Raw genomic sequence first — 22,677 nt, 5'->3', positions numbered from 1 at the left:
CTGCAGTTAACGATGCCGACAAAAATTTTAAAATTTGAGGATGATCTCTCAGCCTGCCTTCATTTAATTCAGGTTGTTTTCCATTCACCGGGTCTGAATTTCAGAACGAAAAACGATCAACGAACAACGAACAACGAAAAACGTACTTCAAAAATTCATCCTCTTCTTCGACTTCCTCAAATCCAATGTATAAGGATATTCCTTATTGATCTCTATCGGAGGCGGATCAAAAAATGCCGATGGATTGCTGGCTTCGATATAATGTGAAATATCTGCCATATACGGTGCCGGGCGCAACACCTCCTGTGTATGCGATGTATTTCCAAACCTGCTGATACGGCGGGATTCTGCTTCGTAACTGTTAATAGGGAAAGTTTCATAACTGCGTCCTCCGGGATGTGAAACGTAGTAAGTACATCCGCCAATCGATCTGTTATTCCATGTGTCGATAACATCAAAAACCAGTGGCGTGTCAACACCAATTGTTGGATGAAGTGCAGAGGGTGGCTGCCACGCACGATAACGGATACCACAAACATATTCCTCTTTTGTTCCGGTAAAATTCAGTGGCACCCTGCTGCCATTGCAAAGCAAAACAAACCTGTTGTTGTTCCATCCTTTCAGTTTTACCTGAATTCTTTCCAGGGATGAATCAACAAATCTTGCTGTTCCCGAACTGGACATTTCTTCACCAAGTACGTGCCAGGGTTCAATGCCCATCCTGATTTCAATCTCAATTCCCTGCACCATAACGGTGCCGTATAAGGGAAAACGAAATTCAAAGAACGCATCAAACCAACTCATCCGGAAAGGATATCCAGCAGCGTTGAGATCTTTTACCACCTGTTCCAGATCACCATATACATAATGCGGAAGCATGAACTTATCATGCAATTCAGTTCCCCAGCGTACAAGGTCATGCTTATAAGGTTTACGCCAGAAAGCAGCGATAAGTCCGCGGATGAGTAACATCTGTACAAGACTCATCTGTTTATGTGGCGGCATATCAAAGGCGCGGAACTCAAGAATACCAAGTCTTCCCGATGAACTATCCGGTGAATATAATTTGTCAATACAAAATTCGGATCTGTGCGTGTTTCCGGTGATATCCGTTAACAGATGTCTGAACAGCCGATCCACCAACCAGAATGGAACATTGCCATGTTCGGGAACCTGGCTGAATGCAATTTCCAACTCATATAATTTTTCATCGCGACCTTCATCTACTCTTGGTGCCTGGCTCGTTGGCCCGATGAACGCACTGGAGAATAAGTACGAAAGACCAGGATGATGTTGCCAGTAAGTAATAAGGCTCCGGAGAAGATCAGGTCTTCGAAGGAGGGGACTATCTGCTGGCTTCTCACCTCCGATCGTAATATGATTTCCTCCACCGGTACCGGTATGCTTTCCATCAAGCATGAACTTTTCCGTTCCGAGTCTTGCATAAAAAGCCTGCTCATACAAGGCATCGATATTGTCTACCAGCTCCGGCCAGCTTTTCGACGGATGAATGTTTACTTCGATAACACCTGGATCAGGAGAAACAACAAGTCTCTCCATCCGGTAATCCCTTGGTGGCTCGTATCCTTCGATACGCACAGGCATCTGTAACTTCGCGGCCGTTGCCTCTACCGAAGCAACGAGATCCAGGTAGTGTTCAAGGTAATCGACAGGAGGGAGGAAAATATACAGTATCCCTTCCCGTGACTCAATACAAATGGCTGTTTTAATTACTTCAGTTTCATAAAGCAATTTTTGACTCAGTAATTCTTCTTCGTCCTTTGGCTTTTTCTTTTCTTTATCGTCTTTTCCTGTTTGCTGCAGTTTTACTTTTGGAACGGGCGGCGGATGTAATGTGATCTCTCCATATCGTGCAGAAATATTTTCATGATAAGGTTCAAGCTCCGGCAACTCATCAAATAAGCCCGCTTCCACTTTTTGCAGTTCGTTATCTTTCTTAATGGCCGGAATCGAATCCAGTGGCAAACGCAGGCCCATAGGCGAATTTCCGGGAATGAGAAAAATCAATTTCCTTTTCATCTCCCATCGCAGACTTTTCCAACGTGAGTTATCATAGTTCCACCGCAATGGGAGAACATAACCCGCCGGATTATTCAATCCGCGGTCAAGCAATTCTGCAAGCGTTCTTCTTTCTGCAGGATCTTTTAAATTGACAGAAAGCGGATCTATATTATCCGGAATTTTTCCTTCTGTCCATAAAAAGTAGAATACATCTTCATATGCCTCTGATACATTTGTTTCACTTACGGCAAGAAATTTCGCAAGTTCTTTTGCGAATATCTCTGCATCGGACCACGAATATTTCTTTTCCTGGTTTTCTTTAGCAATCAGGCTGGCGTCTTTCCAGACTGGGTATAGATCTTTTCTCCAGTACAGGCCATACTGCCAGCGCGGAATTGCTTCGCCGGGATACCATTTGCCCTGGCCATAATGGATCATTCCATCAGGTCCGAATTTTTCCCTCAGCCTGTAAATAAGATCGTGTGCGCGTAACCGTTTTTCCGGTCCATCGGCAGCCGTGTTCCATTGTGCCGATTCCATATCGTCTATGGAAACAAAAGTAGGTTCTCCACCCATAGTCATCCTTACATCACCATTCCGGAGATCATCATCGATCAACATACCGGTGGCATGTATAGCCGTTACTTCTTCATCAGAATAGGGCTTGGTTACACGGGGAATTTCATGCACACGCGTAACAGTATTGGCAAACGAAAATGTGGTTTCGCAAACATCGGTTGCACCAACAACCGGAGCAGCGCTTACATAGTGCGGTGTACATGCCAGCGGTATATGACCTTCACCCGCAAACAATCCCGATGTAGGATCAAGACCAACCCATCCTGCGCCGGGTATGTATACTTCGGTCCATGCATGCAGATCTGTAAAATCGGATTCAGGCCCTGACGGTCCGTCGAGTGATTTTATATCCGGGGTCAATTGTACAAGATAACCGGAAACAAAACGCGCTGCCAGCCCGAGATGACGGAGAACCTGTACGAGTAACCATGCACTGTCTCTGCAGGAACCTAAGGTTTTAACAAGCGTTTCTTCACACGATTGTACGCCCGCTTCCATGCGGATGCTGTATCGAATGTCCTTATTGAGTTTCTGATTGATGTACACCAGGAAATCAATTATTCCCTGCTCATTCTTATTGATTCCTACCAGCCATTGCATTAATGATGGCCCGTTCTCTTTAATCTCGAGGTAAGGTGTCAGTTCTGATGCAAGTTGCTCACGATATTTAAACGGAAATTTCTCCGCATATTCCTCTACAAAAAAATCGAAGGGATTGATAACGGTAAGGTTGGCAATTACTTCCACATCGATCACCAGCTCTTTTGCAGGCTCCGGGAATACAACCCTGGCCTGGTAATTACCAAACGGGTCCTGTTGCCAGTTAATAAAATGATTGGCCGGTTTTATTTTAAAGGAATAGGCTTCAATCGGCGTCCTCGAATGAACAGCAGGCCTCAATCTGAAAATATGCGGCGAAAGTGAAACCGTCCGGTCGTAATGATAAGAAGTGTGATGGTTGATTGCTACCCTTATAGCCATAATGAAACTTCATTTTGAATAGCAAACAATCGTTTGAAAAATATCAAACTGAAGATAAGGAAAAATACCTTGTTTCACAGGTCGGCAATTGTATCATTAACAGGGCTGTTTCCGTGGAATCATTAATTTTAAGATTCTGCCTCCGGTACTTAACCGACACGTCAGATTATTTTGCGATCATAGGTGACCGTAACTGAAAACTGAATATTACATCAACCGATACCGGCATAGAAAAGAATGGAACTAAACAGGGACACGCTTGCGGAAGTACAGCGATTGAAAGCAAATGCACAGAAGTCAGTACCACTGGAATTATGGGGTCCGTACCTGAGTGAACGGCAATGGGGGACTGTGAGAGAAGATTACAGCGCCAACGGCGACGCATGGAATTATGTACCGTTTGATCATGCACACAGTCGGGTGTACCGATGGGGCGAAGATGGTATCGCCGGATTAAGTGACGTGCACCAGAATCTTTGTTTTGCACCCGCATTCTGGAATCACAAAGATCCTATCGTTAAAGAAAGATTATTTGGTCTGACCAATGGACAAGGAAATCATGGAGAAGATGTAAAGGAATTGTATTACTACCTGGACAATCTCCCGACGCATTATTACATGCAGTACCTGTACAAGTATCCGATCAATACTTTCCCTTATTCACAATTACTGCAAACAAATCAGCAGCGAAACCGTTTGCAGCCTGAATATGAAATTCTGGATACAGGCGTTTTTAACGACAATAATTATTTTGATATCCTCGTCACTTACGCCAAGGCTGACAGCTTTGACATCTGCATATCCCTGGAGATAACCAACCGGAGTAAAGCCGATGCTGACCTGACCGTTGCCGCAATGTTCTGGTTCCGTAACCGCTGGCTGAACCATGAAACCATGCAGAAGCCACAGATCATACGCAACCCTGACGGCAATGGTTTTTCGTCCGTAAACGCTTCCCACGACCGGCTGGAAACATACCAGTTATGCTATTCCGGTGCGGATGCCGCTTTTATGACGGAGAATGAAAACAATATGCAGAAGTTGTACGGCATTGCCAACAGCACCCCGTTTGTAAAAGATGCGATTTGCGATGCAATTACGGGGAATGATGCTGGCCTTGTTCAGCAGCTCCGGGAAAAACAAGCGGGGACGCGGTTTTCGCCTGTATACCGGTTACGGATACCTGCAGGGAAATCACAAATAATAAAACTCCGTTTGTCTGCTTCGGTACAGAACGATCCTTTTGGAAGTGTATGGGATGAAACTTTCAAAAAACGAAAAGCAGAGACAGATGAATTCTTCAAAGCATTTACTCCGCAAAGCTGTTCGGCAGATGAGGCATTGATACAGCGACAGGCACTTACCGGTTTACTTTGGAACAAACAATTTTATCATTTCGATATTGAGCAATGGCTGGAGGGCGATGCGCTGAACAGGAATCCGCCGGAGGAACGATTAAACGGGCGCAATGCTCAATGGAAACACCTGAAAGTGGCCGATGTACTGATGATGCCGGATAAATGGGAATACCCCTGGTTTGCTGCATGGGATCTTTGTTTTCAGTGCATTCCAATGGCCATGATTGATCCCGTTTTTGCAAAAAATCAGTTGATCCTGCTGTGCCGCGAATGGTACATGAGTCCGGCAGCTCATATCCCTGCATACGAATGGAATTTTGGTGATGTGAATCCCCCGATCCAGGCCTGGGCTGCTTTGCAGGTTTACCGGATTGAAAAAGAAGTTCACGGAATCAGTGACATAGACTTCCTGAAACGCATTTTCCAGAAACTCATGCTCAATTTCACCTGGTGGGCAAACAGGGAAGACGAAAATGAAAGAAATGTTTTTACCGGCGGCTTCCTGGGAATGGATAATATCGGCGTCATCGATCGTAATAAGCTGCCCTATGGAACTTACCTCGAACAGGCAGATGCTACAGCCTGGATGGGCATGTATGCATTGAATATGATGGATATGGCGATGGAGATAGCGCTGGTGGACAGGAATTTTGAAGATGTAGTGACGAAATTTTATGAGCATTTTTCACTGATCGCTGCATCGTTGAATGATCTCCTGTGGGATGATGAGGAAAAGTTTTTTTATGATCTCCTCCACACTGCAGAAGGTGACCGCATAAGGCTCAAAGTTCGTTCGCTGGTTGGTCTTAGTGTATTGTTCAACGTGGGCATTATTCCACGCGAGGCGATGGATCAGCTTACAGATTTTAAAAAGCGGATGGATTTCTTCAAGCACTACCGGACATCACGTAATAAGTTTGTGCCTTTTGAGCAGGTAGATGCGAATGGGAATATTCTTATTTCACTTGTTCAGAAAGATAGAATGATGCGTTTGATAGACATCGTTCTCGATGAAAATGAATTCCTCGCGCCTACTGGTATACGTTCTCTTTCAAAATTTCATGCCGCGCACCCGTACTCATTACATTACGATCATGTCAGCTACACCATTTCCTATTGCCCCGGCGACAGTGATGATGCCGTTTTTGGAGGTAACAGTAACTGGCGTGGACCCGTATGGATGCCTCTGAATTACTTAATCATTCAGACAATCTATCAACTGCACGGATTTTTTGGTGAAGAAACGAAGGTGGATTTTCCTGCGCATTCCGGCAATAAACACACACTTCATGAAGTGTCGGTGGCACTGACTGAGCGGATAGTAAGCGCATTTTTAATGAAACCGGACTTCACCCGCACAGTTCAGGGTCGTTCGTCCTGGTTTTATCAGCTACCCGAAAACCGGAATCTCGTTCTGTTTAATGAATTTTTTCATGGTGAGACAGGTGAAGGCCTCGGCGCTTCGCATCAGACTGGTTGGACAAGTCTTATTGCAGTAATGATGAAATACCTTGCATTGTATAAAAAATGAAGTTTTGTGTTTACAGATTTCACGCGAGGTAATCCGCTGACATGCCCGATGGAATTTTTTATATAGCTTAGAACAACCGAAAAACAGAGATCGAATATGATAGTGGGAATTGCCGCAGATCATGGTGGCTTCGAACTTAAACAGATCATCAAAGATTATCTGGGAGAATTGAATCATGAAGTAGTTGATTTTGGTGCATTTGAACTCGACAAACTGGATGATTACCCGGATTTTATTATTCCACTCAGCGAGGCAGTTGCAAAAGGGACTGCAGAACGTGGCATTGCCATTTGCGGAAGTGGCGTAGGTGCTGCCATCGTTTCCAATAAAATCGCCGGTGTTCGTTCTTCATTGATCACCGATCATTTTTCCGCCCACCAGGGTGTTGAAGATGATAATATGAACCTGATTTGTCTGGGTGGGAGAATCACAGGATTTGCGGTTGCCAAAGAGTTGGTGAAAGCTTTTTTAGAAGCGAAATATTCGGGAGGGGAGAAATATCAGCGGAGGTTGGATAAGATTGAGGCGCTGGAGAAGAGGTAATAGGGAGTAAGTAGTAAGAAGTAAGTCGTATGTAGGAGTTGAAAATTAAAGGTGATAGGTTATAAGTTAGATTCATTTATTATGGATTACAACAATAGAGATAAAAGCTGGTTGCCAGATCGCCAAATGTTCATAGTTCAACACCCGGCTGTTTCGAACAACGAACAACGAACAACGAACAACAACAAACGAACCGTAAAATAAAACAATGGACAAATACAGAATCGGAATAGTTGGCATGGGAACGATGGGCAGGAATCTGCTGTTGAATATTGCTTCTCATGGTTTTTCAGGAGCAGGATTTGATAAAGATGCAACAAAAGTCCGGTTGCTGGAACAGGAAGGTGCGGGAATGCAGGTGAAAGGATTTGTTGATGTTACTGCATTCATTGATAGTCTTGAAAAACCAGCAGTCATCATCCTGCTTGTACCTGCCGGAAAAATTGTTGATGATGTAATTGTGGAATTGCAACCGCTTCTTGCAAAAGGAGATATTATCATTGACGGTGGAAATTCGCATTTCACAGATACAACTAAAAGAGTTGATCAGCTCGAGGCCGTCGGACTGCACTTCTTTGGCATGGGCGTTTCCGGTGGTGAAGAAGGTGCAAGATATGGTCCGAGTATGATGCCGGGCGGAGATAAAGAAGCTTACCAGTATGTACAACCTGTTCTCGAAGCGATCGCTGCCCAGGTGGATGGTGAACCTTGCGTTACCTATATCGGTCCGGGTGCTTCAGGTCATTTCGTAAAAATGGTACATAACGGTATCGAATATGCGATCATGCAATTGATTGCAGATACCTATGAGATTATGCGCGTTGCACAAAACTGGGGTGAAGATAAAATACAGGAGACATTTGCAGAATGGAACAAAGACGATCTGAAATCTTACCTGCTGGAAATCACAGCAGATATATTCGCTTATAAGGATACTGATGGCACCCTGCTGGTCGATAAAATTAAAGACGAAGCCAAATCAAAGGGAACAGGTAAATGGACAACGCAGATATCGACAGATCTTGAGTTACCGATTCCGACAATCGACCTTGCAGTGGCACTGCGTGATCTTTCAAAATATAAAACACTACGTGAAAAACTCAGTACTGTATTTGAAAGACAGAAAAATGATAAGCCAGTTTTCAAAGACGCAGCTTTCAAGGATTTATTAAAGCAGTCTTATACTTTCGGACTGGTGACAATATACTCGCAGGGAATTCATCTTTTGTCGAGAGCTTCTGAAGTATATAATTATCAGCTTAAGCTAAATGAGATTGCAAGGATATGGCGCGGAGGATGTATCATCAGGTCTTCTTTTCTTGAACTGATTCGCAAAGGTTTTGAACGGGAGGCTGGTCTTGCTCATCTTTTCCTGGATCCTGAGGTAAGTTCAATTCTGAAATATACTGAACAATCTGTTCGCACGCTTGTTGCACAATGCATCACCAGCGGAGTATCTGTACCAGCATACGCAAATACCATAGGTTATTATGATGCCATCAGGAGCGCGGAACTTCCATCAAATCTTATACAGGCTCAGCGGGATTATTTTGGTGCGCATACCTATGAACTGATTGGAAAATCCGGTGTTTTTCATACGGATTGGGCACACCCCTCTGGTAACATACCGGTATAGCCGAAAACATTTTTGTAAAATCAATTTAAACAGACAGGTTTGAAATCAATAAAATCACAACCCACCATTTTCATCATATACGGTGCAACGGGCGATCTCTGCTGGAGAAAACTGGCACCCGCGCTGTTCAATCTTTTTCTTGATGGATGGATGCCGGAAAAATTTACCATTATCGGAACAGGTCGGACACCTTTATCTGATGATGATTTCAGAAATAAAATGCTCGAGGGGATCAACAACTTTTCAAGATCAGGCAAAGCCGCAGAGCCACAATGGCAATTGTTCGCCGGGCATGTGAGGTACACCGCAGGTGATGTCAACAAACCGGAAGGTTACAGTAATATCTGCGAGATCGTTGAAAGCAATTCAAAAGAATGGAACGCGAAGCCTTATGTAATCCATTATCTGGCCGTTGCACCCACACTTTTTCCGGTCATCGCAAAAAATATTGCGGCTAATAAACTCAATGATGAAGGCTTGTGCAGGATCGTTATCGAAAAACCATTCGGTCATGATCTTGAATCAGCGCGCGCATTGAATCAGTTGCTCAATGAAAATTATCGCGAAGAACAGATCTATCGCATAGATCATTATCTCGGCAAAGAGACGGTACAAAACATCATGGCCTTCCGTTTTGCAAATTCGATTCTTGAACCATTGTGGAACCGGAACTATATCCAGCATATTCAGATTTCTGTAACTGAACAACTCGGCGTGGAAGGCAGGGGCGGATATTATGAAGGTTCGGGTGCATTGCGGGATATGGTGCAGAATCATATTCTTCAGTTGCTTTGTCTTATTGCAATGGAGCCACCGGTAAGTTTCCGTGCAGCAGAAGTGCATAACCGGAAACTGGATGTCCTCACGGCCATGCGGAGGTTCAGTCCTGAAGCATTGCGCTCGACCGTGGTCCGCGGTCAGTATGGTGGCGGTTGGCTGAAAGGAAAAGAGGTTCCGGGATATCGGGAAGAGCCGGATGTGAACCCGAGTTCCAATACGGAGACTTTCACCGCTATCAAATTTTTTATAGATAACTGGCGATGGCAGGGTGTGCCTTTTTATATCAGGACGGGAAAAAGGCTGGCCGAATCTTCATCGCTGATCAGCATCCAGTTCCGCGATCTTCCGCATTTTGTATTTCCTCCGGAGGCTATCGACAGCTGGCAACAGAACCGCCTGATCATCAGCATTCAGCCTGAGATGAGTATTCGCTTACAGTTACAGGGTAAAAGACCTGGTCTCGATATGTTGCTGAATACGGTTGACATGGTTTTTGATTATAAAACCTCTTATTCAAGCTATACACCTGAGGCCTATGAGACTTTGTTGCTCGATACAATGACTGGTGACCAGACCTTGTTCATGCGTGGCGACCAGGTGGAAGCAGCGTGGGATCTGCTGATGCCGGTAATTAATATGTGGACGAACAAGCCGTCAGTTAATTTCCCTAATTACAGCGCAGGATCCTGGGGCCCGGAACTTGCAGAAGCGATGATTGCCGGCGATGGATATCATTGGTTTTCATTACCGGTTAACGGAAAACATTAAACATGGAACTACACATTTTCAGGAATGTTGATGAAGCGATTACAAGTCTTGCAGATTATTTTGTTCAGCATCTGCATTCGCAGATTACCGATAATGGCAGTTGTACAGTTGTTCTGTCAGGCGGAAAATCACCGAAGAATTTCTATAACCTGTTGAATTCATCAGCATACTGCGATCAGCTCGACTGGTCAAAAATGTATTTTTTTATAGGCGATGAACGATACGTCCCTTTTGAAGATGAAGCCAGTAATGGCGGAATGATCAAAAAGTTTTTTGCTGATCCACTGAACGTTCCGGAAGCTAATATGTTCTATTTCAATACCAGCGTTTCTCCGGAGGAGTCCGCCCGTGAATATGATCAGCGCATTAGAGAATTTTTTGGAGAGAAGCCGGTAGCTTTTGATCTCATATTACTCGGCCTGGGAGATAACGCTCATACGGCTTCGCTTTTCCCTCATACGGCTGTGTTAAAAGAGAAAGAAAAAACCGTAAAGGCCGTATTTTTGGAAGATCAGGATCAATGGCGTTTGACTATGACCGCTCCGATGATCAATGATGCTGAGGCAATTGCGTTCCTGGTATATGGCCAGACAAAAGCTGAAGCTGTTCATCATGTGTTGAATGGATCAGGAGATCCGGACAATTATCCGGCTCAGCTGATCAGGCCTGAAAATGCAGTTGTTCATTGGTTTTTGGACGAAGCAGCATCTACACTTTTGAAGAACGACTGACCCTTCTACTGCTTATGGGTACTAAATTCCGCGGCTAAAACATAAGCGGCGGTTCGCGGGTATATTTGGCTTTTAAATATCAAATCCGCGAAGTATCTTACTTGTCACATTAACGGCGAGGTCTAACAAATCGTGGCTATGAACAAAGTTTCAATCACAAAAATCTGCATGCTGTCAGCAGCATTAGTTCTTTTTTCTTCCCTTTTTGCAGGCGATGGTGCGAGTACCAATCCGCGTTACGACAAAATCCTGCATGAAGTTGCAAAAGTTTTAACCCAGGCACATTTCAGTCCGCAGTCTTTAAACGATCAGTTTTCTGCAAAGGTTTTTGCAGATTATATCGACAGGCTTGATCCGGAAAAAAATATTTTTCTAAAAGAAGATATACAGTATCTCAAAAAATTTGAAGACAGAATCGATGATGAACTTCGTGGAAAGCCCGTCGGCTTCTTTTTCGAAGTGAATGATCTGTACAAAAAGAGATTAAAAGAGGTTAATACTGTTGCGCTTGATGCATTGGCAAAGCCTTACAATTTCAATATAGAGGATAGCATCATTGCCAATAATTCAGAATGGCCCGCAAATGTTGCCGATCAGAAAAAAGCATGGTACAAAAAATTAAAGTACATGTCGCTCGAGCGATATGCTGATTTGCTGGATGATAAAAAGAAAGGAACGGATGAAGCTATGGCAAAAAAAACCGACGCTGAGCTGGAAGCGGAATCAAGGAGACTTACAACAAATGTGGTTAAAAAATATTTCGACCGCCAGATTGGAAGAACCACAGACGATGATCGTTTCAGTCTTTTTATCAATGCCGTCACCAATATGATGGACCCGCATACAGATTTCTTTATGCCTGTTGAAAAGAGGTCATGGGATGAGGATCTGAGCGGGAAATTTTATGGTATTGGTGCTACGATTACTGAAGAGAACGGCTATCCGAAAATTTACAGTGTAGCTCCCGGCGGACCAGCGTGGAAAACAGGCGAAGTAAATGATGGTGACCTGATCACAAAAATTGCCCAGGGCAATGGTGATGCAGTTGATGTTGCCGGATACGATGTGCCTGATGCAATCAAACTGATCAGAGGTGCGAAAGGTTCTGTAGTAAAGCTGACACTAAAAAAAGCAGATGGTACCAGTAAAACCGTGGCCATCGAACGTGAGGAAATGAAGCTTGATGAAGTATTTGCAAAGAGCACTGTGATCAATGACAATGGCCATAAAACCGGTTATATCTATCTCCCTAAGTTTTATACATCACTTGGTGAAGAAACCGGAAGAAACTGCTCCGAAGACATTGCGCGCGAGTTGATAAAACTGAAAAAAGAAAATGTTGAATCTGTAATTATCGATATCCGTGATAATGGCGGCGGAAGTTTGTATGAAGTGATCCGCATGGTTGGGTTGTTTATTCCAAAAGGTCCGGTGGTTCAGGTGAAAAATGGTGATGGAAGATTTTCAACTCATGGGGATAATGATGGCCGCGTGCTGTATGACGGTCCGCTCGTTGTGATGGTGAATGAATTCAGCGCGTCAGCATCCGAAATTTTCGCTGCTGCCATCCAGGATTATCATCGCGGAGTGGTGATAGGAAGTTCATCCACTTATGGCAAAGGAACAGTACAGAGACCTATCCCATTAAGTGATCATCCTGAAACAGAAGATCTCGGAACGATTCATCTTACGATTCAGAAATATTATCGCATCAATGGTTCTTCTACACAATTGAAGGGGGTTGAGCCGGATATCGTGTTGCCTGGATATTACGAGTATTTTAAGATGAAGGAAAAAGACAATCCTTCTGCGCTTGAATGGGATGAGCTGAAAAAACTCAACTATACCACCTGGGATCAGCAACCATTTATGGATTCCTTAACCAACGGTGTCACCAAAAGACACAGTCTTAATCTTAACAAAATCAAGAATAACGTTGCCTGGCTCGCCGGTCAGAGCAAGGGCACACGCTACCTTTCACTGAATGCTTATGAGAAAAAGGAGCAGGAAATCCGGCAGAAGGTAGAAGAAACGCGGAAACTGATGCAACTGAATGATTCGCTTGATATCAAACCGGTAGACACAAGTATCGCCGACGGTCGCAGCGCCGAACGCAATGATCGCTGGTTGAAATCTTTGAAAAAGGATGCCTATCTGGCGGAAGCGGTTCATATTTCAGGAGATCTCATCAGAAATCATAACTCCAGCATCGTAAAACGTTAAGTTTTAGGTTGTAGGTTATAGGTTATAGGTTGTAAGTCTGCCTAAGCGAATTTTGCAGCACATAAAAAAACTGCAAGGACTTGCTTTTGTAAGACCGATCATAATGTCCGCAACTAACTTCCTACTTCAAACATATTACTTATAACTTCCAGTTGCCGTTCCTCTACCTTCAGGCAGGATTATTGCACTTGTCCGTTTACTTTTATAAATCGGCGCCGGATATGGCTGCCGGTGATGTTTTTTTGTCTCTAAAAATAATTTGATGTTTATGTACAAACCCCGAATGGTTGTTCTGGTTACCTCGCTTTTTATTTCTTTGATGTCGTTTGCCCAATCGAAACCTGCGTATAAATACAAGGTTGACTTGAAGAATACAGCAAATGACAAAGTGAAGGTTGAACTCGTGCCTCCCGCAATACAAAAAGATGAGATCATTTTTTATCTTCCGAAAACGGTGCCCGGCACATATTCAGTAGATGATTATGGAAGATATCTCGAAAATTTTAAGGCTTTCGATAAACAGGGAAAGCCACTCAAAACAGAAAAAGCGGATTTGAATGGATGGAAAATTTTCAAGGCCAAAACACTGGGCAAAATCACTTACAGCATCAACGATACCTTTGATGATACCCTGCCTGGTAAAAAAGTATTTGAGCCTACCGGAAGCAATATTGAAACAGATAAAAATTACCTGATCAATAACCATTGTTTTCTTGGATACTTCGACGGAATGAAAGAATTTCCATATGAACTAACGGTATTGCATAAGCCGGGTATGTATGGCAGCAGTCCGCTGACAGATACTGATAAAAGTGCAGAGTCGGATAAGTTCATTGCAGATACCTACAACCGTATTGTTGATAACCCGATTATGTACTCTGTACCGGATACTTCGACATTACATGTGGGCAATTCAGAAGTATTGATCTCGGTGTATTCGCCGAATAAAAAAGTGACTTCGTCTTATCTCGCAGAAAACCTCGATAAATTATTGCAGGCGCAGGGGAAATATCTCGGTGGAAAATTACCGGTGCAGAAATATGCATTTTTAATTTATCTCACCGATGGTGCAGGCGTTTCCGGAGGTATGGGTGCGCTTGAACATTCTTACTCTTCAGTATATTTTCTTCCGGAAACAGATCCCGGACAGCTGACACAATTTTTTATGGATGTAGCTGCGCATGAATTTTTTCATATTCTCACGCCATTGAGTATCCATTCTGAAGAGATACAGTATTTCGATTTTAATGATCCCAAAATGTCAAAACATTTGTGGCTGTATGAGGGATCGACAGAATACCATGCGCATCTTGTACAGGTCCGTTACGGACTGACAACCCAGGAAACTTTTTTGAAAAAGATGCAGGAGAAAATCACCAACTCCCGAGATCGTTATAATGATACCATGCCGTTTACTGTGATGAGTGCAAATGTTCTTGACAAAGCGTATAAAGAACAATATGGAAACGTGTATGAGAAAGGCGCATTGATTTCAATGGTAATGGATCTTCGGTTGAGAAATTTATCGGGCGGCAAGTATGGTATTATTGATCTTGTAAATGATCTATCGCAGAAATACGGAAAGGATAAACCATTTAAAGATGCAGAACTTTTTGATGAAATTGAAAAGCTGACCTACCCGCAGATAAGATCATTCCTGGATTCATTTGTAGCTGGAAATCACCCCCTTCCCTTAATTGAGTCCTTCGCTATGGCAGGAGTCGATTACGTTCCTGTACAGGAAAGTAAGGACAGTGTTTTCACACTTGGAGGAGTAAGTTTGATGCCAAATGAAAGTGATGGAAAGCTAACGGTAACCAATATTGGCAAAATGAACGAGTTTGGTAAAAAAATCGGATATCAGAAAGGTGATATTATTCAAACCCTAAATGGCAAACCAATAACCGCGCAGAATTTCAGTGCGTCTGTGGGTGAACTTTATAAGACCGCTAAAGTTGGTGATCCGATAGAAATTGTGATTGAAAGAAAAGACGATGGAGGTGTTGCAAAAACCGTTTCGCTCGCCAGCCAGATGCAAAAAATTCCCATCAGGAGATTCAATGTACTTGCGTTTAAACCGGACGCTACCGATGAGCAGAAAAAGCTCAGGGAGTATTGGTTAAAAGCAACTGAATAAAAGAGTGTTCAGACCTGATAATCCAGTTGAGGATTTTCATTCATCGTATAAAACCTGAACTGGCGCCAGCGTTTTGATTTTGGATTGATCAGCGCCTGGATCTGACTCTCCTTTTCATTTTCTTTGAAGCTGATCGTAAAACGGATTCTTCTTTCCCCTTCAGTCCATGTTGCTGCCACAATGCGCGTAACATCTCTGAGGGGGATTTTCTTTTTTATCCTGAAACAAGTGAAATAGAGCAGATTCGTGTCAAAACTGAGAAAAGCAGTGATATAGAATTGATAAGCAATAAATACCAGCAGAAAAACCATCAGCAAAAGTTGAACAAATGGATCTCCCGCATACCCGAATATTGCTGCAATGAGCAATAGTGAAATAATGGAAATCAGTCCGATTTTTTTAATCCTTTCTACAGGTGGTGTTATGAATTTTCTCATTGCCAGTTTATTATGTCGCAGAAACTGGAGACGACCGGAGGAATAAAACGGTTGCAGCCAAAAAACTGCTATCGCAGGGTTCGATGTTTGCATAGAAAATAGGATAGAGGTTCAGGAATGATTAATTTTACAAATCATCTTGTTCCCACTCAATTAAAAAAACCATTATGAAGGTTGTAATTGTAGGTGGCGGGTTTGCAGGAATGAACCTTGCAAAATCTCTTGCAAAAAAATCGCCTTTTGAAGTCGTAATAGTTGATCAGCATAACTATCATTTTTTCCCGCCACTTTTGTACCAGGTTGCCACATCATTTATCGAAGCATCAAATATTTGTTATCCGTTTCGAAAGATGTTCCAGCATCAGCATAATATCCGTTTTTTCCAGGGAAAATTGCTGAATGTTGTCACGAGCGGAAATTATATTGAAACGACAAACGGAAACGTCAGCTATGATTATCTCGTGCTTGCACTGGGTACCGAGACGAATTATTTCGGAATGACGAATGTTATGGAAAATGCTTTACCGATGAAAACCATCGATGATGCATTAAACCTGAGAAATCGTTTGTTGCTGAATATTGAAGAAGCGACCAGAGAAGAAGACAAAAGCAAACAGGAATTGTTGACGACCATTGTTGTTGCCGGCGGCGGACCTACCGGCGTGGAAGTTGCCGGGATGCTCGCAGAAATGAGTCGAAGAATCAAGAATAAGGATTACCCGGAACTTAAATATGTCAGGGGTGCGATTATTCTAGTTGATGCGGCACCGAAAGTTCTTGCTGCGATGAGTGAAAAATCCCAGGCAGAGGCATATAAGTCATTGCAGAAACTCGGAGTAAAAATTATCCTGAATACCGCGGTTAAAGATTATCAGGGAAATAAGGTATATCTCTCTTCGGGTGAAGTAATCAATGCCGGAACACTTATCTGGACTTCCGGTGTCGTTGCGCGCCAGGTGCCGGGTTTACCTGCAGAAAGCGTCGGCCGCGGTAGAAGATTGCTGGTGGATGAGCATAATCTTGTTAAGGGCACTGGGAATGTGTATGCGCTGGGCGATCTCTGCTTACAGACATCGGATAAGTATTATCCTGACGGTCATCCGCAGTTGGCGCAGGTGGCTATGCAACAGGCGAAATTGCTGTCAAGAAATCTCCAGGCAAAACTTTCAGGTAAACCTCTGGCTCCATTCAAATACTGGAATAAGGGTTCAATGGCGATTATATCGAAGTATAAGGCAGTCGTTGACTTACCTAAGGCATTTTACAAAGGATTTCTTGCCTGGTTAACCTGGTTGTTCATTCACATCATTCCTCTGGCTGGTTTCAGAAATAAGGCAAAGATTTTATACAACTGGTTCTGGGCATTTGTTACCAATGATCCGACTTTGAGACTGATCATCAGGCCGGATGCTGACAGGGAAGAAGCGTCGAAGTCGGAAATAAAACCTGCTATCAAAGCAACGCCTGTGGAAAAATCTGTTGTTTGATCTGAACAAACCTTAACTAACGCTCATGTACACGCCATGGCTCATCGTGCTGTTGTTGTTCGTTCTACCGGATAAGAGTTATTCTCAAACGAACGCAGATCACTTTAAGCAGTTGCAAAAGCTGTCAGGGTTATGGTCAATGGAAACAAAGAAAGGCTTGCTTTATGAGACCTGGAAACCAGTTAGTGCGACGGAGATGATCAGCAGCAGCTATCGATTGAGTGGAAATGACACGGTGTTTCTCGAAAAAGTAAGACTGGTTGATAGCGGCTCAGCTGTTTATTATATTCCGGTTGTTAGCGGTCAGAACCAGGGTAAACCGGTTTATTTCCAGTTGCAACCTGTTGTGAACGGTTCGTTCGTTTTTGAAAATAGAGAACACGATTATCCTCAACGGGTGATTTATAAATTGACAGATGCAGATCATCTGGATGCCAGAATAGAAGGCACGCGCGATGGGAAATGGGTGGGGAGTGATTTTCCTTATAAAAAAGTAAGATGAGATTGAACGCAGAACGGGAAACGCAGAATGTAAAACGCTGGCCTAGTCGTATACAGTCATTCCATATTCACTGGAAAATTCCGGACGAAGAAAAAAATATAATTTCCGCAGCGACCTGCGTTTAACGAGTTACGTTTAACGTTTTACGTTAGAGCGGAAGACGGGACTCGAACCCGCTACCTATAGCTTGGGAAGCTATCGCTCTACCAGGTGAGCTACTTCCGCGAAAACCGCCAGATGTCTTCCGGCAAATTTGAAAATATTTTTGAAGTTTCCAAGTGAATTTTCACTTTCCTGAAAGTTTTTCGCGAAATTATTCGATCCAGATGATGGAATTTCCCGAATTAAATTCGTTATCCTCCACCAGTTCATTGGATGGATCAGTAATCCATTTGCCATCGACAATGAATTTGTATTTGTGCTTTCCACGACCGAGAAAAACTTCTGCCGACCAACCACCCTCGATTTTTTTCATTGGAAGTACCTCGGGATTCCAGTCGTTAAAATCACCTGCAAGAAAAACATTTTTTGCTTTTGAGAAACCCGGTAGTGTAAACCGGTGATTGGGTTGAACGACGAGGAATGAATTCTGAGGGCTTTTTCCTTTGTTATCATTGACTGATCCTGTGGCTTTCGGATCGGCAATCCATTTGCCATCGACAATAAAATTGTACAGGTAGTTTCCAGGGCCAAGTACGTAAGCTAATTCCCAACCTTCGGCAGTAGGTTTCATCCATAACTGGTCAGGGTTCCAGTCATTGAAATTTCCGGTTAGTATAACAGATTTTGCGTTCTTGAAACCATTCAGTTTAAAGATATGCGGAGCGCCGATTTCTGCAGTTTCTCTTGGTGGCTTTTCAAATTCAAGTGCCTTGCCGTTGATGATATATTGATAACGGTGAGTACCTGGTTCCAGAAATAAATCCAGCTCCCAGCCATCTTTCCTTCGCCTCATCGGTAGTTGATCCTTCACCCAATTATTAAAAGTCCCAGAAATAAAAACTTCATCGGCATTGGTATATCCTTTAAGCTTTATCGATTTGTTCGTGACATAGAAAACAGAATTGATATTTCCCCGACCATCACTTTCTTCCAGGTTATTTTCCGGATCAGTTATCCAGTCACTTTCATTCAGGATATATTTATAATACCAGGCACCAGGTTTAAGGCTGACACGAACAACCCAGTCGTCGCCATCACGCTCCATCGGAAATGCACCATGCTGCCAGTTTGAAAAATTTCCAGCCAGTCGGACCCTCTGCGCGCGTGAAAATCCTTTCAGTCTGAATTCTACAAAGTCCTGGTGCCTCACAGGTCCACCGTCTTTCTTAAGATCATTCATTCCATAAACCACCCGGTTACCTCCCTGGACACGCCAGTTGTCAGGAGTAGGGATGGCATAGAAAATCATTTTGTCTGATGGATTGATAAATTTTCCACCACTGGTCAGTTTTTTTGAGACCGTGTATTTTGAGTCCGACTGAATAGTTTCCCAGCCACTTTGTTTCAGTGAATCATTCTTACCACGATTGATTAACTGGTATAAACCAATATCTTTTAAATTATACCGATGAGTGAATGCAATAAGTTCTTCCGGGGAAGTCGATTTTGAAAGACTTAATAAAATAATATTATTCCTCACCTGTATGACCGGGGTATCTTTTCCCTGTTGGGCATAAAGGGAACCTTCCAGTAATCCCGGAGCAATCAAGGCAGCCATCAAAAGGCCTTTTTTACAGATATGCTTCAAACTCGTCAATACAGTATATAAAGTTTTCTCGTCACAAAATTAAACACTAATGTATACCCCGAAAGGAAATCATGTCCTAATACACCGTTAATACAATTTAATGTTCCAAAACAGGTATTTTCCAGGTTGGTAATGATCACCGGTAATTTTTTAAACTGCATCGGACCGATGGTGATTGCAGAAAGATCTCCCGTTGCCGCTTCAATTTTTTTTGAACCAGTGCCAGTCAGCAGCACTCTACCGGTAACGCGCACACTGTCCAGGACTTTTTCCGGCAAACGGCTGTCAATTACATTGGATTCAGCCGCATAGTCGATTACAAACTGCAATTCCTTGTTTCCGATTTTTGTGTCCACCAATATCCGGTTCTCGCGCAATTCAAAAGGCATGACACTTACCCTCGGATGCGTAGCCAGCAATGGATGAATATAGGTTTCTTTTTCCTTTTTTGAAATGCGGTAAAGGTGGATCTGCCTGTTTTCAAAATCAATCATCAGTTCGCAATCCTTGAAGAGAGAAATACCCAGCAGACCCAGTATTTTCAGTCCCCGCGCATCTTCCAGGTGACCGAGACTTAACACATCCGCATATGTTTTAGAGTAGGAGAGCGTGCCCAGTTGAAATTGTTTTACCGTAATTCTTTTTGATTGTTCGCCGATGCCGGTGATAGATGCTTCCTGTTCCGTATTGGAAGTACTTACAATATAGTTCCTGAAATAGGTATTGTTTAAAACGAGGTCAGGTGCGCCTGTATCAAGAATAAAATTTCCCTGTACGGTATCAGCGCGGCCCTGAACTACAATTAATTTACCCGCAAGCGTGAAGGGGATTATACAGGAGTTTGCATTCGATGCAGCGCCCTTAATTTTAAGAGCGTCAATGGTGATTGACAGATTGGTATTGTATACAGTTAATCGCTCTCCCGGTTCCTCAATTGCTCCAGCTTGCTTATATACAAATACAAAAAATCCAACAATCATTACCCGCCTGATCAGGTGTAACAATCCCATTTCCAGTTTTATTCGCAGACCCTGCCCGATAATAAATCCAATTCAAACTAAGCCTATTCAAAAGATTCTGCAAGCCAGAACTTATTGAATGGCGATGCAAAGTTTTGAACGGAAAATCGAAAGACGATTTTTAAAAAGACCTGAGGTCGGGGGAAATGTTGCGTGAGGCCGCATACAGAATACTGGGAAAATGCAGAATACAGAATACGAAATGCTGAATAGAGGGCTGTTTTCTAATGCCCTGCTTAGCGGCAGACAAGCTATTGCCTTCTTACTATTGCCTCAGTATTTCTTCCAGTTTTCGATTTTTCTTCCTGTTTCTGTCGCTGTATTTTCTTCCTGTATCCAGTATTTTGTATTCTCACACCTGCTTCAGTCTGATATTAACAATCTTACTGATCAATGCCACTGTGGGAACATTCGCAGAAGTGAAGTGAATAGTTGTGCCGGATTTTTTGAAATCTTTCAGATCTTCTTTGAGGATTTTTGTTACGTCATGATTCATGGTAACAATACTGCAATGCTGTTTAAAACCTGCAAAACACAATAGTGCTTTGCCATCAATTTTATAAGTGGGAATATTGTACCAGATGACTTCTTCTGCTTTCGGAATCACTTTCCTAATTCGTTTTCTTACTTCCGTAAGTGCTTTAAATGAATCCGGTGGTTGAGCGAGTATATAGTCTTCAACAGTTATCCCTTTGGGTTTTACCGGTTGTGCTTTAGGCAATGAAGATTTCTTAATTGTGGTTTTTTTTGTTGCCGGCTTTTTTGAAGCAGATTTCTTTTCCGCAACATTTTTTGCAGGCGTTTTTGTTTTGGTGGAGGTTGCCATAGTTAACTAAAATATTTATAAGATGAATTCAGGATAGTTCAACGTCTTCAGCCGGAGCGGTTGGTTTTTCAATAGTTGTTTGCTGATGGAAGACCATTTTCCATCCTTCCGGGTTACGGTTGTAAACACTACTTGCCAGCGCATGATGCCATTGCAATTCATTTTTCCATTTTGCCGCAGCACGATAGGTGATAACGACAACATCATCCGTTATCCAGGTATGTTGAACATCATCCAGTGCAACCTCTTCCCAGACGCGGTTTTCGGCTTTTTCTTTACGAATCGCATCGACCGCAAAATCACGTCCGATTACACCAGTCTCCCTAAACACCAGAATCGCGTCTTCACGCAATGCCATGTGATAAAATTCCGGATCGTTGGTCCACAATTTTTTTTCTATATCCAATAATTGTATAATCTGCTCCGGATTTCTCATGCTAACGCGATATTTGTTTGCGCTTTACGAGAAGGTACAACAGTTTTTGCATGCACTCCATAAGCGCGGTGATAGAAAATGTACGACAAGCCCAGAATTGCAAGTACGATTAAAGGGAAAAACGATAAAGGATTAAATCCGTTCACTGCTGCGTGTGAAATAAATGCAAAAAGAAAATCAAAAGTGAAGCCCGCGTATGCCCATTCTTTTATTCTTCCTTTAAAAACCGGTAGAATGAGTATGAGTCCGCCTGCAACTTTGAATATGGTAAGCCAAACCCGGAAATAATCAGGGTATCCCAGTGACCGGATGCCGTCAATTGCGATTTGCGTATTTGAAGTGAAAGCCGGCATAGCAGATTCCCAGAGGAAAATAATTGATGTTGTAATCCAGAAGATGATACGATCTCGTTTCATAATGTTCAATTTTTAAGGTTATTATCTTTTTTGAAGACTAAGCATCCATTGCATTCCGAATTTGTCTTTCAGTTCACCGTACGTAGATCCCCAGAAAGTCTGGTGGAGATCCAGGATAATTTTTCCACCAGCGCCGAGTTTGGCGAAGTACTCGAAAAGCTCAGCATCGGAACTGCAGTTTAAGCAGAGCGTTATAGAATTACCAGGTTCAAGCCTGGTTCCCATCATATCAGAAGCCATCAGCGTATAAGCCCCATTAAAGAGATGACTGTGCAGGATGCGATCTGCGGAAGCAGACGACATCTGCGCCGCCATCGGCGATTCTCCCAGTTTATGGAGGTACAATTCCCCGCCCAGGCAATCCCTGTAAAACTCCATTGCTTCGCGACACTTTCCGTTGAAATTGAGGTAGGGGTTGACCTGTACCATAACAGTTCCATTTTCTGATACAAAACTATCCGCGCAAAATGAAATTTAAGTTGTGCAATTACGTCAATAGCGAGGGTTGTTTACGA

At 43.0% G+C, this 22,677-nt stretch carries 17 protein-coding genes and 1 tRNA gene; 9 read left to right on the top strand and 9 right to left on the bottom strand.

What is annotated here, in order from left to right; all coding sequences use genetic code 11:
- Positions 1-147: 147 nt before the first annotated feature.
- A complete protein-coding gene (locus tag P2W82_RS23165; RefSeq protein ID WP_336518339.1) occupies positions 148-3,582 on the bottom strand; it encodes a transglutaminase family protein in 3,435 nt (1,144 codons plus the stop codon).
- Positions 3,583-3,819: 237 nt separating this feature from the next.
- On the opposite strand from P2W82_RS23165, the gene P2W82_RS23160 reads away from it, so the two are divergent.
- From P2W82_RS23160 to P2W82_RS23130, 7 genes are all read left to right on the top strand, one after another.
- On the top strand, positions 3,820-6,471 hold the full coding sequence (locus P2W82_RS23160) for an MGH1-like glycoside hydrolase domain-containing protein (protein WP_336518338.1): 2,652 nt from the start codon (positions 3,820-3,822) through the stop codon (positions 6,469-6,471).
- Positions 6,472-6,567: 96 nt separating this feature from the next.
- Complete coding sequence (locus P2W82_RS23155; protein ID WP_336518337.1) at positions 6,568-7,014, top strand: RpiB/LacA/LacB family sugar-phosphate isomerase; 447 nt, start codon at positions 6,568-6,570, stop codon at positions 7,012-7,014.
- A gap of 208 nt (positions 7,015-7,222) precedes the next feature.
- Positions 7,223-8,650: an NADP-dependent phosphogluconate dehydrogenase gene (gndA, locus tag P2W82_RS23150; protein WP_336518336.1), complete on the top strand. Its 1,428-nt coding sequence runs from the start codon at positions 7,223-7,225 to the stop codon at positions 8,648-8,650.
- 39 nt (positions 8,651-8,689) lie between these two features.
- Positions 8,690-10,198, top strand: a complete 1,509-nt coding sequence (gene zwf / locus P2W82_RS23145; RefSeq protein WP_336518335.1) for a glucose-6-phosphate dehydrogenase — start codon at positions 8,690-8,692, stop codon at positions 10,196-10,198.
- 2 nt (positions 10,199-10,200) lie between these two features.
- Entirely contained in the window at positions 10,201-10,929 is a 729-nt protein-coding gene (gene pgl / locus P2W82_RS23140; RefSeq protein WP_336518334.1) for a 6-phosphogluconolactonase, read from the top strand.
- A 138-nt stretch (positions 10,930-11,067) separates the two neighbouring features.
- Positions 11,068-13,152: a carboxy terminal-processing peptidase gene (locus P2W82_RS23135; RefSeq protein WP_336518333.1), complete on the top strand. Its 2,085-nt coding sequence runs from the start codon at positions 11,068-11,070 to the stop codon at positions 13,150-13,152.
- Positions 13,153-13,420: 268 nt separating this feature from the next.
- Positions 13,421-15,289, top strand: coding sequence for a M61 family metallopeptidase (locus P2W82_RS23130; protein WP_336518332.1), 1,869 nt, complete (start codon positions 13,421-13,423; stop codon positions 15,287-15,289).
- Positions 15,290-15,297: 8 nt separating this feature from the next.
- Here the strand turns inward: P2W82_RS23130 and P2W82_RS23125 are convergent, their stop codons facing one another.
- Complete coding sequence (locus tag P2W82_RS23125) at positions 15,298-15,726, bottom strand: hypothetical protein (RefSeq protein WP_336518331.1); 429 nt, start codon at positions 15,724-15,726, stop codon at positions 15,298-15,300.
- Between the two features lie 167 nt (positions 15,727-15,893).
- Here P2W82_RS23125 and P2W82_RS23120 point away from each other — a divergent pair, with 167 nt between their 5' ends.
- Both P2W82_RS23120 and P2W82_RS23115 read left to right on the top strand, forming a co-directional pair.
- Entirely contained in the window at positions 15,894-17,213 is a 1,320-nt protein-coding gene (locus P2W82_RS23120) for an NAD(P)/FAD-dependent oxidoreductase (protein ID WP_336518330.1), read from the top strand.
- A gap of 25 nt (positions 17,214-17,238) precedes the next feature.
- Complete coding sequence (locus P2W82_RS23115; protein ID WP_336518329.1) at positions 17,239-17,715, top strand: DUF6265 family protein; 477 nt, start codon at positions 17,239-17,241, stop codon at positions 17,713-17,715.
- Positions 17,716-17,867: 152 nt separating this feature from the next.
- On the opposite strand, the gene P2W82_RS23110 is transcribed toward P2W82_RS23115, so the two are convergent.
- The 7 genes from P2W82_RS23110 to P2W82_RS23080 form a co-directional block, all read right to left on the bottom strand.
- Positions 17,868-17,940, bottom strand: a tRNA-Gly gene (locus P2W82_RS23110).
- An 88-nt stretch (positions 17,941-18,028) separates the two neighbouring features.
- The gene (locus P2W82_RS23105) at positions 18,029-19,435 is read right to left on the bottom strand and encodes an early set domain-containing protein (protein ID WP_336518328.1); all 1,407 of its coding nucleotides are present in this window, start codon (positions 19,433-19,435) and stop codon (positions 18,029-18,031) included.
- A gap of 35 nt (positions 19,436-19,470) precedes the next feature.
- Positions 19,471-20,475, bottom strand: coding sequence for an aspartyl protease family protein (locus P2W82_RS23100; protein WP_336518327.1), 1,005 nt, complete (start codon positions 20,473-20,475; stop codon positions 19,471-19,473).
- A gap of 361 nt (positions 20,476-20,836) precedes the next feature.
- The gene (locus tag P2W82_RS23095; protein WP_336518326.1) at positions 20,837-21,310 is read right to left on the bottom strand and encodes an iron chaperone; all 474 of its coding nucleotides are present in this window, start codon (positions 21,308-21,310) and stop codon (positions 20,837-20,839) included.
- Positions 21,311-21,338: 28 nt separating this feature from the next.
- Entirely contained in the window at positions 21,339-21,746 is a 408-nt protein-coding gene (locus P2W82_RS23090) for a DUF4440 domain-containing protein (protein ID WP_336518325.1), read from the bottom strand.
- Positions 21,743-22,162, bottom strand: a complete 420-nt coding sequence (locus P2W82_RS23085; protein ID WP_336518324.1) for a DoxX family protein — start codon at positions 22,160-22,162, stop codon at positions 21,743-21,745. Before P2W82_RS23085 ends, P2W82_RS23090 begins: the two co-directional genes overlap by 4 nt.
- A 21-nt stretch (positions 22,163-22,183) precedes the next feature.
- The gene (locus P2W82_RS23080; RefSeq protein ID WP_336518323.1) at positions 22,184-22,591 is read right to left on the bottom strand and encodes a VOC family protein; all 408 of its coding nucleotides are present in this window, start codon (positions 22,589-22,591) and stop codon (positions 22,184-22,186) included.
- Positions 22,592-22,677: the final 86 nt, after the last annotated feature.

The sequence above is a fragment of the Pollutibacter soli genome, from assembly GCA_029269725.1.
Lineage (GTDB): Bacteria > Bacteroidota > Bacteroidia > Chitinophagales > Chitinophagaceae > Pollutibacter > Pollutibacter soli.
The sequence above is the reverse complement of the archived record's forward strand: the minus strand, read 5'-3'. Positions and strand labels throughout refer to the sequence as shown.